11 protein-coding genes are annotated in these 13,785 nt (G+C 72.1%); 2 read left to right on the top strand and 9 right to left on the bottom strand.

Annotated elements, in window-relative coordinates:
- Positions 1-49: 49 nt before the first annotated feature.
- The 4 genes from AB0M62_RS06805 to AB0M62_RS06790 all read right to left on the bottom strand — a co-directional run bounded on the left by AB0M62_RS06805 (position 50) and on the right by AB0M62_RS06790 (position 4,751).
- Positions 50-1,162, bottom strand: coding sequence for a HAMP domain-containing sensor histidine kinase (locus AB0M62_RS06805; RefSeq protein WP_366073033.1), 1,113 nt, complete (start codon positions 1,160-1,162; stop codon positions 50-52).
- A complete protein-coding gene (locus tag AB0M62_RS06800) occupies positions 1,159-1,911 on the bottom strand; it encodes a response regulator transcription factor (protein WP_366073032.1) in 753 nt (250 codons plus the stop codon). Before AB0M62_RS06800 ends, AB0M62_RS06805 begins: the two co-directional genes overlap by 4 nt.
- Before the next feature lie 106 nt (positions 1,912-2,017).
- Complete coding sequence (locus tag AB0M62_RS06795; protein WP_366073031.1) at positions 2,018-3,442, bottom strand: DUF1254 domain-containing protein; 1,425 nt, start codon at positions 3,440-3,442, stop codon at positions 2,018-2,020.
- A 4-nt stretch (positions 3,443-3,446) separates the two neighbouring features.
- Positions 3,447-4,751 carry a DUF1254 domain-containing protein gene (locus AB0M62_RS06790; protein WP_366073030.1) on the bottom strand — a complete coding sequence of 435 codons (1,305 nt, stop codon included), beginning with the start codon at positions 4,749-4,751 and terminating at the stop codon, positions 3,447-3,449.
- A gap of 147 nt (positions 4,752-4,898) precedes the next feature.
- On the opposite strand from AB0M62_RS06790, the gene AB0M62_RS06785 reads away from it, so the two are divergent.
- Entirely contained in the window at positions 4,899-8,117 is a 3,219-nt protein-coding gene (locus AB0M62_RS06785) for an AAA family ATPase (protein ID WP_366073029.1), read from the top strand.
- Positions 8,118-8,347: 230 nt separating this feature from the next.
- Here AB0M62_RS06785 and AB0M62_RS06780 read toward each other — a convergent pair whose 3' ends face one another.
- The 4 genes from AB0M62_RS06780 to AB0M62_RS06765 form a co-directional block, all read right to left on the bottom strand.
- Positions 8,348-9,202, bottom strand: a complete 855-nt coding sequence (locus AB0M62_RS06780; protein WP_366073028.1) for an ABC transporter permease — start codon at positions 9,200-9,202, stop codon at positions 8,348-8,350.
- Positions 9,199-10,227: an ATP-binding cassette domain-containing protein gene (locus AB0M62_RS06775; RefSeq protein WP_366073027.1), complete on the bottom strand. Its 1,029-nt coding sequence runs from the start codon at positions 10,225-10,227 to the stop codon at positions 9,199-9,201. Before AB0M62_RS06775 ends, AB0M62_RS06780 begins: the two co-directional genes overlap by 4 nt.
- A gap of 34 nt (positions 10,228-10,261) precedes the next feature.
- Positions 10,262-10,825, bottom strand: a complete 564-nt coding sequence (locus AB0M62_RS06770; RefSeq protein ID WP_366073026.1) for an NAD(P)H-dependent oxidoreductase — start codon at positions 10,823-10,825, stop codon at positions 10,262-10,264.
- A 174-nt stretch (positions 10,826-10,999) separates the two neighbouring features.
- A complete protein-coding gene (locus AB0M62_RS06765; RefSeq protein ID WP_366073025.1) occupies positions 11,000-11,389 on the bottom strand; it encodes a hypothetical protein in 390 nt (129 codons plus the stop codon).
- Positions 11,390-11,525: 136 nt separating this feature from the next.
- Between AB0M62_RS06765 and AB0M62_RS06760 the strand changes: the two genes are divergently transcribed.
- Positions 11,526-12,443 (top strand): hypothetical protein, encoded by a 918-nt coding sequence (locus AB0M62_RS06760; RefSeq protein ID WP_366073024.1) that lies wholly within the window; start codon positions 11,526-11,528, stop codon positions 12,441-12,443.
- Here AB0M62_RS06760 and AB0M62_RS06755 read toward each other — a convergent pair.
- Positions 12,381-13,760, bottom strand: a complete 1,380-nt coding sequence (locus AB0M62_RS06755; RefSeq protein ID WP_366073074.1) for a PLP-dependent aminotransferase family protein — start codon at positions 13,758-13,760, stop codon at positions 12,381-12,383. The genes AB0M62_RS06760 and AB0M62_RS06755 overlap by 63 nt on opposite strands.
- Between the last annotated feature and the right edge of the window lie 25 nt (positions 13,761-13,785).

Raw genomic sequence — 13,785 nt, 5'->3', positions numbered from 1 at the left:
AGGGGACAGCGCGTCGAAGGGGTTCCCGGGCGGCCCCCGTTCTCGCCCCCTACCCCTGCGCCGTCGGCAGCGTCACCTCGAAGCGGCAGCCACCGGCGACGTTGCGTACCGCCGCCCGGCCGTCGTGGGCCTCGACGATGCCTCGCACGATCGCGAGACCGAGCCCCGCCCCGGCCGGAGGCGTACGGGCCTCCGACCCGCGCCAGCCGGTGTCGAAGACGCGCGGCAGGTCTTCCTCCGGGATGCCGCCGCAGCCGTCGGTGACGGACAGGACGACGCTGTCGGCGGTACGTTCGGCCGCCACCGCGACCGTGCCGTCGGCCGGGGTACGGCGGATCGCGTTGATCAGCAGATTGCCCAGCACCCGCGTCATCTCCTTGCCGTCCACCTCGACCGGCACCGCCTCGACCCGGTCTCCGACCAGACGGACGCCGAGCTCGCGGGCGAGCGGGTCCGCGCCCGCGAGTGCGTCGCCCACCAGGTCGTACACGGAGATGCGGGCGGGGGCCAGGACCAGCGTCCCGGCATGGATGCGGGAGAGCTCGAAGAGGTCGCCGACCATCGAGTTGAGCCGGTCGACCTCGGTGCGGATCTGCCGGAAGTACCGCTCCGGATCGGGTACCAGGCCGTCCTCGAGCGCCTCGGACATGGCACGCAGACCGGCCAGCGGCGTGCGCAGATCGTGCGAGATCCAGGCGACGAGCTCGCGCCGCGACGACTCCAGGGCGCGTTCGCGGTCGCGGGACGCGGCGAGTCTGGCGCTGGTCGCGGCCAGTTCCCGGCTGAGCGCGGCCAGTTCCGCGGTCGCCTCGCCCTCGGGCGCGGCGAAGTCGCCGCCGTCGCCGAAGGAACGGGCGGCCAGCGTAAGCGCGTTGCTGCGTGCCACGACCCAGCGGCCGAGCAGCAGGGCGGTGGCGAGTGAGACCACGGCCGCCATGGCGACGACGGTGGTGACGACGGTCAGGTCGTGGGGGGAGAGGAACATCGCCCAGGCCACGGCCAGCGTGCCGGCCAGCATCGCGGTCACGGTGACGGCCGCGACGACGGTCAGCGACACGGCGACGGACCGGTGGCGCAGGGCGCGCAGCGCGACGGCCCCCAGAAGCCCGGCGGCGGTCGCACCGAGGAATGCGTACACAGCGATGAGCAGGACGTCGTTCATGGCGCCGGAACCTCGGTCGTTTCTCCGGTCGGATGGCCGGCCGGCACCTCGAACCGGTAGCCGACGCCCCACACCGTCCGGATCAGCCGTGGAGCGGCCGGATCGTCCTCGATCTTGCCGCGCAGCCGCCGGACATGGACGGTGACGGTCGACAGGTCCCCGAAGTCCCAGCCCCACACCTCGCGCATCAGGTCCTCCCGGGTGTGGGCCTGGCCCTGGTGGCGTATGAGATGGGCGAGCAGGTCGAACTCACGGAGAGTCAGAGCGAGTTCACGGCCGTCCTTGGTGGCGCGGCGGGCCTCCGGGTAGAGCGTCAGTCCGGCCGCCCGAAGCAGCGGACCCTGCCGCTCGGCGTCGCCGCCGACGCGGCTTCGGCGCAGTACGGACTCCACACGGAGCACCAGTTCGCGCGGGCTGAACGGCTTGGTCACGTAGTCGTCCGCGCCGGTCTCCAGGCCGAGGATCCGGTCGTCCTCGTCACCTCGTGCGGTGAGCATGATCACCGGGACGGGACCGACGCCGCGCAGGGTCCGGCAGATTTCCAGGCCGTCCATGCCGGGCAGCATCAGGTCGAGGACCACGAGGTCGGGACGGCGGGCCGCGGCGCGGGCGAGCGCGGTGGGGCCGTCGGCGGCTCGTTCCGCGGTGTAGCCGGCCCGGTCGAGATAGCCCGCGACGACCTCGGCCACGGTCGGATCGTCGTCGACGACAAGTACGTGGGCCCGCCCCGGGCGGCCTGGTGTGTCCATGTGCCCAGCCTCGCACCGGGCGGCGTCCGTCGTGGCCCGGCGGTCCGGGCCGTCCGCATTCCGTAAGAACCCGCGGGACCGGGCGTGAGCCGGCGAGACCGGCGCGTCACGTCCGGCGTGCTGCGATTCGCGGGAACCGGTAGGTGCCGTCGAGCACCTCTGCTCGTGGTGTGTAGAGGCGGATCATCGGCTGGAAGTCACCGGCCGGGGCGGGCAGCCAGTTCGCGGCCTCGACGGGATCGGTGGGCCGGTCCCGCTGGAGTACGAGCGTGAGCGAGCCGTCGGGTGCGTAGCGGAGGCCCGGGGTCTGGTCCCCGACCGAGTACCGGCCGAGGGGATTGGGGACCAGATAGTGGTTCGGGGAGTCGTACATGGTCACGGACCAGAACGCGTCGGCCGGTGGCCGCGCGTCGAACCGCAGGGTGTACGACTTCGAGCCGGTGAGCTGCTTGCCGTCCGCGTCGGTGGAGGTGTGGGCGTACACGGCCTCGTAGGCGTGTACGCCCCAGAGGGCCGTACGGGCCGCGACCGCCCGGGTGAGCCGCGCCGCCCGCCGGTCGGAGATCTTCCAGCGGTCCTCGTCGAGGGTGCCGGGGCCGAGGTGGTCGACGTTGTAGTCGTAGAGGTGCAAATGCATGTCCCAGGCGCCGGCCGCGCCACTCGTACCGGAGTACGGCTGCGGGTCGTTCACCTGCGGGCCGTACGGCCGGGAGTTGGCCGGCCTCGGATCGTCCGGCTGAGCCGCGGACTGCCCGGACGCGGCCTCGACCCGTGCCCGGCCGTCGGCGAGCCCGGCCTCCAGAGCCTCCGCCAGCTCCGGGTCGGCGTTGGCGTACGGCGATGGGCCCTCCTCCAGCAGTCCGAGCGGCTGGAAGCGGTCCTGGTAGGCGAGATCGGGCGCGGCGGGGGGAAAGTCGGCCATCCAGATCCGCAGCCGCTCGAAGAAGCCCAGCGGGTCGGGCACGTCCGGGTCCGGCTGCGGCAGCCCGCTCCTGGGGGGCGCGCCGCCCGCCCGCGGCGGCGAGAGAGTCAGTGCCTTCTGCAGCGCGGTGACACGCGGCATGTCCCTGGGACCCGCGCAGGCACTACGGCCGACGACCGTCACCACGGCGGTCGGGGCGTCGATGACCCGTACGCCCTCGGGTGCCGTACCGGCCCAGCCGGGCGGGGCGATCAGCCACAGGGATTCCTCGGTGCCGGTGGCCCGGCGTCCCACGTACGCGAAGTTGTTGGTCCAGGCGTCGATGAACTGCAGGACGTAGTAGGCGTCCCGGTAGTCCGGCACGTGCAGCAGCAGCGGACCACCGGAGAGGTCGAGCTGGGCGGCCGAGCAGAGGGTGTCGTTGTTGAGCCAGGGGAACTTGGCTGCCGGATCGGCGAGTTGGTGTACGTGCCCGAACTGGTTCAGCGGGGTGGGGGGCAGGTTGCCCAAGCCCCTGTGGGTCAAGTGCTCGACCATGGTGAGGCCGCGGACCAGCGGGCAGCCGTACACGTACGCGTCCGCGGCCAGATCTCTCAGCTCGGCGGTCATGGGATCAGCTCCGCGGGGTGAGAGCCGGCATCGCCCAGCTTCCGTCCAGCACGGACGGTTCGGGCCCGTACACGCGGAGGGCGATGGTGAACGGACCGTCCGGGGCGGGCAGCCAGTTCGCCGCCTCCGCAGGACGGGACGGCCGCTTCCGCTGGACGCACAGGGTCAGTCCACCGTCCGCGTCGTGGACCAGGCCCGGCGTCCGGTCTCCGATCGAGGAGCGGTCGATCTCGTTGTCGACGAGCAGCCGCTCCGGCAACCGGTACATGGTGGCCGACCAGAAGAACCGGCCCGGCGGGAGCCGGCCGGGCGGGAAGTGGAGGGTGTAGTCGCGTTGCGACGCGTCCGGCGGCCGGTTGCCCTCGCTGTCCTGCGCCCAATCCGCGTACCAGGCCTCCTCGGCCGGCAGCCCGTACAGGCCCTTGCGGACGCCGACCGCCCGGGTCGGATAGTCGTCGCCCTGCTGGGCCCGGGTGCCGAACCACTGGGAGGAGTCGGTGGCGTTTGCGGCGGCCTCCTCCAGCTGGGCACGGGCGTCGGCGATGCCCGCCTCGATGGCGTCCCGCATCCCCGGCTGGAGGGCCGCAGGCTCGAACTCACCGCTGCCGGTCACGCCGAGGGCGGCGAGCCTGCCGCGGAGTTCCGCCTCGTGCGGGAGTACGGGGAAGAACGCGAGCAGGAAGTCGAGAACGGTGAAGAACTCGACCGTGGAGAGCGATTCCTCCTGCCACACGGGCCAGACCGGTTCAGGCGCGGGGTGCGGCGCGGGTGTGTCCAGGAAGGTGGACAGCGGCCGCAGTTCGTACCGCTCCGGCACCTCTCGGAGGGCCGCGGAGTCCTGTTGCCCGGCCAGGTGTGTACGGCCGAGGACGCCGACGAGATAGCTGTCTGCCCGCACCACGCCGTCGATGCCGGGGGGTACGACGCCGGCGAAACCGGGGCCCGCGACGAGGTGGTCGCCGCGGCCTTGGCCGGTTGCGCGCGAGCCGATGAAACCGGCGTACGCCGTGTCCAGGTCGTGGAAGGGGAGCACGTAGTAGGTGTCCGTCGCGGGCACGGACACCACCCACGGTTCGGCGCGCAGGTCCAGCCAGGCCCAGGAGTGCGAAATGTCGTTGTCCGGGGGCACGGCATCCGTGCCGGCCGGGGTGAAGGGCTGGGAGTAGTGCCGGAAACGCCCGAATCCACCGGCCGAGCGGGCGCCGGTGGGGTCGATGGCCTGCATATACATCGTGCGGTAGTTCGCGAGGAGTGCGTACCCCCAGATCCACCCCTCGGCCGCCGATCTGCGCACCACGTCGAGGTCCATGCGGCTGCCTTCCGATCCAGAACAGGCGAAATGCCTGTTTCGCCCGCTCTGGATCCTAGGGGATGTCCAGGCGATCGGCCGGACATCCCCAGGAGCCAGGTGCGGCTTCGCATGCCCGATGTCAGTGCACCCTCCTATCGTTTCGGCATGACCCCTGCACTCATCGGGCGCGACCACCCCACGGCCGTCCTGCGAGCGGAGATCGGCCGGGCGGCGGAGAGCCACGGCGGTCTGGTGCTGGTCACGGGCGAGGCCGGAATCGGCAAGACCACGCTGGTCACCGAGGCGGCCGACGAGGCGAGGCGGCGCGGCGCCCTGGTGCTCGGGGGCACCTGCTGGGACTCCGACAGCGCCCCCGGGTACTGGCCGTGGGTCCAGGTGGTGCGCGGCCTGCGACGCGCCGGTGAGGAGGAGTGGGCGCGGGCCGGGGAAGCGGCGGGCGGACGGCTGGCGGTGCTGCTCGGTGAGGCGTCCGGCCGCGGGGAGGCGGGCCAGGATTCCCCGGGTGCGGAGGACATGGGCTTTCCGCTGTACGACGCGGTGACCACCGCGCTGGTGACCGTCTCGCAGAACCGGCCGGTCATGGTGGTCCTGGACGATCTGCACTGGGCCGACTCCGCGTCCCTCAAGCTGCTCGAATTCGCCACGCGGCACGCCTGGTTCGAGCGGCTGCTGCTCGTGGGGACCTACCGGGACGCCGAGGTGGAGGCCGCGGACCACCCGTTGCAAGCACTGATCCTGCCGCTGGTCGCGAAGGCGACGACGGTGACCCTGACCGGGCTGGAGCGCGAGGAGGTCGGGGCGCTGATGGCGCTGACCACCGGCCGGGAGCCGGCCGGCTCACTGGTCGCGGAGGTGCATCTGCGGACCGGCGGCAATCCGTTCTTCGTCGAGCAGACGGCCCGGCTCTGGCGCGGCGGTTCCTCGGTGACCGCCATCGCCCCAGGGGTACGGGAGGCCGTGCGGCGGCGCCTGTCACTGCTGCCCGAACCGGTGGGGCGGGTCCTGACCACGGCCTCCGTACTCGGCCGCGAGTTCCATCGCCAGGTGCTGGCCGCCACCGCCGCCGCTCCCGTACCGCATGTGGACCGGCTGCTGGACCAGGCGGTGACGGCCCGGCTCGTGGTGCCCCGGCAGACGGGCCGGTTCGCTTTCGCCCACGATCTCGTACGGGAGTCGCTGTACGACTCGCTGGACGAGGCCGAGCTCCGGCATCGGCATGCGGCCGTGGTCCGTGCCCTTGACCGGTCCCCAGCACTTGCCGAGAAGGTGTTCCCCGCCGACCTGGCCCGGCACGCGTACGCGGCGGGTGACGAACTCGATCCCGACCACGCCCTCGATCTGCTGCTGGCCGCGGCGAAGGACGCCGGCAGCCGGCTGGCATTCGAGGAGCAGATCGCCCACCGGCGCCGCGCGCGGGAGCGGTCGGCGGGGGCGGCGCCGCGGCGGCAGGTCGTCGTCGCCCTGGACCTCGCGCAGGACCTGCACCACCTCGGGCAGCGGGAGGAGGCGTGCCGGATTTTCACCGAAACCGCCGCGGTCGCCCGCGAGGCCGCCGATCCGGACGTGCTCGGACGCGTCGCGCTCACCCTCCACGGCGCGCTCGACACCGGCGAACTGAAGTCGCTGCGCTCCGAACTGCTGCACGAGGCTCACGCGCAGCTGGTCGGCGGCGCCCCGTCCGAGCCGCGGACGGACGAAGAGCTGGCGCAGGAGTTGAGCATCCGGGTGGCCGTGCTGGCCCGGCGCCATCACGACGACGAGGCACTCGACTTCGGCCTGTGGGCCCGCCACCACGCGATCTGGGGTCCGGGCACCGCACCGGAACGAGTGGCCCTCATCGAGGAGTTGCTGGCCCTGTCCCGCCGCCGCAACGACATCGAAGGGGAGCACTACGCCGCGTCGCTGCGCTGGGTGGCGCTGCTAGAGCTGGGCGACCCCCGCTATCTCGACCAGTACCGCGCCTTCGTCGCGCTGGTCGAGCGGTACGGCCTGCCCCGCATGGACATAGGCGCCGCCGTCGACCAGTCCATCATCACCGCGCTGATGGGCCGGTTCGCCGAGTCCGAGAGCTTCCTCGCCCAGGCGTACGCGTTCAGTGAGCACCATCGGCACGAGCACTTCAGCCATCTGCTGCACCACCACCGCTGGACACTCGCGCTGCTCCAGGGCCGGTACGAGGAACTGGACGAGCTGCACCGGATTCTGGAGCGCAGCCACCCCTGCCCGCGGCTGCTCGCCGCCATCAGCGCGGTCGAGCGGGGGAACGTGGAACCGGCCGTGGCGTATCTCGCCGAGCTCGGCGCGCACGACTCGGACCAGCCGTGGGAGCGCGGCTTCCTCCCGCTGCGGCTGCGCTTCCAGGCACAGGCTGCCGCGGCCTCGGCGGACCCGCGGCTGTGCGAGCGGGCGCGGGACGCACTGGAGCCCTTCCTCGGGCAGTGGGCGGTGTCCATGTACGGCTGGGACATCAGCGGCCCGATGGTGCTGTGGTCGGCCGTCCTCGACGCCGCGCAGGGGCGCTGGGACGCGGCTGTCGAGGGCTTCGCCGACGCCCACCGCTCGGCCGAGCTGCTCCAGGCCCGCCCGTGGTCGGTCGAAGCCCGTGTCCGGCTGGCCGAGGTGCTGCTGACCCGCGCGGCACCCGGCGACGCGGCCGCCGCCGAAACGCTCCTCACCGAGGTCGAGCGGGAGGCCGCCGAGCTGGGCATGCGGCAAATTCCCGCGCGGGTCCGACGCGCCCGCACCGCCGACGCCGAGCGAGACGCGTCCGCCATGGCAGCGGGCACGGCTGCCGCTCCGGCTCCGGCTCCGGCTCCGTCGCACGAGTTCCGGTTCGACGGCTCCGTATGGAACCTCACTTACGCCGGCCGTACGGCACATGTGCCCGACGCCAAGGGGCTGCGCGACCTGCGCTTTCTACTGGGCCGTCCCGGCTCCGACATCCCCGCGGTTCACCTCCTCGCACCCGAGGGAGGGCAGGAGGTGGTGGCCGCCGGCTCGCTGGGGGGCGACCCGGTCCTCGACGAGGAGGCCAAGTCCCGGTACAAGCGCCGGCTCGAGCTGCTGGACCGGGAGATCGACCGGGCGGCCTCACTCGGGGAGACACAACGGGCCGCCGAGTACGACCTCGAGCGCGAAGCGCTCCTCACGGAGCTGCGCACCGCGGCCGGACTCGGTGGCCGCTCCCGCCGCCTCGGTGACGAGGCGGAGCGGGCCCGCAAGACGGTCACCGCCCGCATCCGCGACACGCTGCGCAAGCTCGACGACCGCCATCCGGAACTGGCCGCGCATCTGCGGGCGACGGTGTCGACGGGCGCCACGTGCACGTACCGGCCGGAACAGCCCTTCGCCTGGCGGCTCTAGCCCGCCCCGGCAGCCGCGCCCAGCGCGCAAGACGGACCGGTACCGCGAGGCGGAGGCGAAGACCGCCTGGATCCACGACGCGGTACCGAGTCCGGGAAACCTGCCACCGGGCCTGGCTCGATCCGGCTTGGCTCAACCGGGCCCGCTCAATCCGGCTTGGCTCAACCGGGCCCGCTCAACCGGCGGGCTCAACCGGCGGGCTCAACCGGCTGCTGCCCCGCCCGAGCGGCTCACTTGCGGTTGTAGAGCCGCATCGTGACCGGGCCGAAGACCAGAACGAGCAGACCGGCCCAGCCGAACGACCACGCGAGCTCGGTGGCCGGCCAGTCGCCGGCCATCAGCTCCCGCACCGCCGTCGTCAGATGCGTGATCGGGCTGTCGTTGACGAACGCCTGCAGCCAGCCCGGCATCGTCTTCGGGTCGACGAAGATATTGCTCAGGAACGTCAGCGGGAACAGCACCATCATGCTGACGCCCATCACCGACTTCTCGCTGCGCAGCAGCAGTCCGAACATCGTCCAGACCCAGGAGAAGGCGAACGAGAAGACGATGAGCAGTGCGACCCCGGCCACGACTCCGACGACCCCGCCGTCCGGCCGGAAGCCCAGGATCAGACCTACGGTCAGCATCACCAGGGAGGCGAGCGTGTACCGGAGCATGTCGCCGAGCAGGTAGCCCACCATCACCGAGGGCCGCCAGATCGGCAGTGTGCGGAAGCGGTCGAAGACGCCCTTTTCGATGTCCGTGTTGACCGACACACCCGTGTACATCGTGATCATGACGATGCTCATCACCAGGATGCCGGGCAGCAGCTCCTGGATGTACGCCTCCGGGGAGCCGGCGATCGCTCCCCCGAAGAGGTACGTGTACATCAGCACCATCATGATCGGGAAAGCGGTGACATCGAAGAGCTGCTCCGGCACATGTTTGATCTTGAGGACCGCCCGCCAGCCGAACGTCAGCGAGGTCGACAGCGCACCGGGACGCGCCGGCCGGTCCTTGCTCACCAGCAGGGCCGCCAGGTCCTCCGCCCGGGGCGCGGCAAGAGCGACGTCGTCCATTTCCTTGGTGGCCACGGTGCTCATGCCACTGCCTCCTTCGTGTCGGTCGTGTGGTCGGCCTTGTCGGAGCCGGCGGCCACCTGGGCCCTGCCGGACTTGTCGGTGAGGGCGAGGAAGACCTCGTCCAGACTGGGCTGCCCCAGCGAGAAGTTGTCGACGGTGATCCCGGAACGGGCCAGTTCGGCCAGCGCCCGTGCGGCCCGTTCCGCCGCCCCCTGTTCCGTGCCGTGCCCGTTGACCCGCGCGGTGAGGGCGACCGGGTCCGGGTCCAGCTGGACGACGGCGTTCAACGCGGTCGCAAGGACCTGTTCGGCCTCGGCGCGCTGGGCGGCGTCACGCAGCCGCAGATGTACGGCGCCCGAACCGACCGAGGCCTTGAGCTCTCCCTTGGTGCCCTCGGCGATGACCTTCCCGTGGTCGATCACGGCGATCCGGGACGCAAGGTGGTCGGCCTCGTCCAGGTACTGCGTGGTCAGCATGACCGTCGTGCCCTGGGCGACGACCGCCCGCACGATGTCCCACACCTGGTTGCGGCTGCGCGGGTCGAGGCCCGTGGTCGGCTCGTCCAGGAAGAGCAGGTCCGGGGTGTTGAGGATGGACGCGGCGATGTCGATCCGCCGCCGCATGCCGCCCGAGTAGTTCTTCACCTGGCGTGCGGCGGCCTCGGTGAGTCCGAACGCCTCCAGGAGCTGGGCCGACCGGTCACGCGCCGCCCGCTTGGAGTGTCCGAGCAGCCGCCCCAGGAGGACCAGGTTCTCGGAACCCGTCAGGTCCTCGTCGACCGAGGCGTACTGCCCGGTGAGGCTCACCCTGCTGCGCACCGCGTCTGGATCCTTGATCACGTCCTTGCCGAAGACGCGGGCCTCACCGCCGTCCGGCCGCAGCAGTGTGGCGAGCATCTTGACGGTGGTTGTCTTGCCCGCTCCGTTGGGGCCCAGGACGCCGTAGACCGTGCCGGCGGGGACCGCGAGGTCGACGCCGTCCACAGCGCGGTTCTCACCGAAGACCTTCACCAGGCCGGCCGTCTCGATTGCGAGGTCGGTAGTCATTTCTTCCGCTCCTTCTGGGCCCTCCTGAGGGCATCTATGAGATGTACGGGCGTACGGCACGGGCATCGCGCAGTGCGAGGCCCCACCAGCCCAGCTGGTCGAGCAGCGAGGTGACCTCCCGTCGCCGGTCCTCGACGGTGTCGTCCAGCAGATTGAGACCGACGCCGTTGCGCATGGTCACGGTATGCAACTCGGTGAAGACGCAGCGCAGTTGTTCAACGGCGTACAGGCCCTGGGACCCGTAGCCGTAACTGACGAAGCCGACCGGCTTGGCCTGCCATTCGTCGTAGGCGTAGTCGATGGCCTGCTTGAGGGACGCGGGAAAGCTCCGGTTGTACTCGGGCGTGACCACGACGAACGCCTCCGCCTCCCCGACCCGCGCCGCGAACCGTGCCATCTGCGCGGTTGCCTCCTCCGGATAGCGCTCCGGGAAGTCGAAGTCCGCCAGGTCGATCACGGCGAGGTCGAGGTCGTCCCGCCTGCGGGCCTGCTCGGTGAACCACCGTCCGATGCTGTCGCCCACACGCCCCTCGCGGGTGCTGCCGATGATCACGGCGACACGCAGCGGAGCCACGGCCGCCGCACGGGTGTCGGTCATCGGGCGCCTCCTCGGGGATCGCGCTGTGCGGTCACCCTCTGGGCGCGAGAAACGACGCTGCGGCCGCTAGATCCCGTCTAGCGGCCGCGCCGTCGTTCTTCTCGGGGCAGGCGGAGCGAGAGCCGGGAACTCCGGCAACTCGCTCGTCCGGGCCTGGCTCCCGACCGCCGCGACTCAGGGTTCGTGCTGGTGGAAACGGTAGAAGGCGGTGACTCCCACCGCCGCGCCCACCGCGAGCCCGACGGCGCTGGACCGCAGGACCGAGTCGTTGGTGAGGCTGAACATGAAGCCCATCGCGAGCGCCGCGAACGTTCCGTACGCGAGCGCGCGCAGTTCGGGCAGCACGTCGTGGCCCATCCGGTTGAGCAGGAACAGGATGCCGGCGAAGAGCAGGCCGGACACGAAGCCGAGCACGACGTTGTAGCCCGTGATGGGCCCCGCCTGGCGCCCGATGAAAGCCGCCCAGATGCCGTACAGGGCTCCGAACAGCAGCGGACCGGCCCAGGCACTCGTCTTCAGCCCGCCCAGCCGGTGCGTCCTCGGTGTGGGTGCGGCGTGTGCCATGACGGAACTCCTTTCGTCCGGACCGCGTTCGTCCGGCTCCACCCCCGGTTTCATGGTGCCCTTGGCCCGAGCCGCACGCCACCCGCGTGCACCAGCACCACTCGCGCCCGGCCCGGCCCCGTCATTCCCTGGAGACGTGCGGACCCTCCTGTCAGCGGTACTGAGCGTTCTTGTGGCCGTCATGGTGCCGCTGAGCGCTCTCGCCGTCTGGGCCGATCTTGAGGTCGGTGATGCGGGCCGCTATGTCGAGGTCATGGCTCCCCTGGCCTCCGACCCCGCCGTACAGCACGCCGTCGCCGAGCGCATCGACGAAACGATCGTGCAGGAGATCGACGCCCGGCCGCTCCAGTCCGGCGTCGAGAAGTATCTCGGCGAGGCCGTACGGTCCTTCGTCGGCACCGATGCCTTCCGGACCACGTGGAACGCGGTCAACCGTGCCGCCCACGCCGCCGTCGAGGAGGCGCTGACCAGCGGCTCCGGCACCAAGGTGACCATCGACCTGGCTCCCGTCATCGAGCAGGTCAAGCGGGAACTGGCCGCGGACGCCGTGCCGTTCGCGGACCGGATCCCCGTGGAACACGCCGAGATCACCGTCCTGGAGTCCGACCAGCTCGACGAATTCCGGAAAGGCTTCCACGTGCTGCAGATCGCCGGAGTCTGGCTGCCCGTCCTCACCCTGCTGCTCGCGGTGGGCGCCGTGGCCGTCGCCGCTCGCCGCCGCCGCGCGCTGGCCGCCACCGGGCTGGGCCTCGCGGTGGGCGCGGCCCTGCTGTGGGCCGGCGTCGTCGTCGGCCGCCGGCTCTCCCTCGGCGACCTGCCGCCGGAGGTGGACCGCGCGGCCGCCGGCGCGGTGTACGACGCGCTGACGGGCTTCCTGCGCACAACGGCCTGGGTGATCCTCGTCCTGGGCCTGGCGGTGGCGCTCGGTGCCTGGCTCGGCGGGCGGCTGGGAACCGGGCGGCCCGACGACGTGGCCGAGCCTCCGGGACAACTACCCCCGGGCGATCCCGGCGAGCGTCCTGAGCGCGTACGCGAGGGTCTGCACGGGCGGTGAGGCGAGCCCGATCCTGACGGCGTCCGGGGCGGTGCGCGAGCCGACCGCGAACGCGGAGCCCGGGGTGACGGCGATCCCGTGCCCCGCCGCCGCGGCGACGAAGGTCTCGGCGCGGCAGCCCGTGGGCAGCTCCCACCAGCAGTAGTACGCCCGTACGTCGGTATGCACCCGGAAGCCGGCGAGATGCTCCCGCACCAGGGCCTGCCGGGTGGCCGCGTCCTTCCTTTTGGTCTCGACCACGGCGGCGACGGTACCGTCGACGGTCCAGCGAGTGGCGGCCTCCAGGTTGAACCGTCCGGCGGTCCAGGCGCCGGAGCGCAGGGTCCGGGCGAGCGCGTGACAAGGTCCGCCGGCGGATCCGCCGGCAGATCCGCCGGTGCGCGCTTCGGGGCGTCCGTCGGCGCCTCCGCCGGGGGCGACGAGAAAGCCCACGGACAGCCCGGGGGCGAGACGCTTGGACAGGCTGTCGACCAGGACCGTCCGGCCCGGCGCGTACGCGGCGAGGGGAGGCGGCGCGTCCGGGGCCAGAAAGGCCCATGTGGTGTCCTCGACCGCATGGAGACGGCACGCGTCCAGCACCGCGGCCAGCTCCGCCCGCCGCCCCTCCCCGGCCGTCACGGAGAGCGGATTGTGAAGCGTCGGCTGTACGTACACGGCGCCGAGCGGCGTACTGCGGTGGGCGGCCGCGAGCGCGTCCGGGCGCAGCCCCTCGCCGTCGGTCGCGATCGGCACAAGAGCCACTCCCAACCGCCCCGCGATCCCTTTGACCAGCGGGTACGTCAGCGCTTCCACCCCCAGTCTGCCGCCCGGCGGCACCAGGGAGGAGACCGCGGCGGCGATGGCCTGACGGCCGTTGCCGGCGAAGAGCACGCGGTCCGCATCGGGCTGCCAGCCGCCCCGGGCCAGCAGCCCGGCCGCCGCACGTCGCGCCTCGGGTGTGCCGGCCGCGGCGGCCGGCCCCGTCGCTTCGTCGAGCGAGTCCGCGCGCAGGAGCCCCTCCAGGCTCCGGACCATCAGTTCCGACTGCCCCTCTGCCACCGGATAGTTGAGCTCCAGGTTCACCGGCGCCGTGCCGGTCGCCTCCGCGAGGGCGGAGCCGGGCGCCGGGGGCGCCGCGCGGACGAAAGTCCCGCGACCCACCTCGCCGACCACCAGGCCTCGCCGCACCAGCTCTCCGTACACCCGGATCGCCGTGGAGTTGGCGATGCCGCGGCTGCGTGCGAACGCCCGCTGGGTGGGCAGTCGGTCGCCGGGCCGCAGCCGGCCGGTGCTGATCTCCGCGGCCACCTCCTCGGCGACCCTCAGGTAGTCCGGCACGTACTCCGGCACGGGCCTGCTCCTC

Source organism: Streptomyces sp. NPDC051219, assembly GCF_040682335.1.
GTDB lineage: Bacteria > Actinomycetota > Actinomycetes > Streptomycetales > Streptomycetaceae > Streptomyces.
Note: the sequence above shows the minus strand (reverse complement) of the source record. Positions and strands in the feature narration are given on the sequence as shown.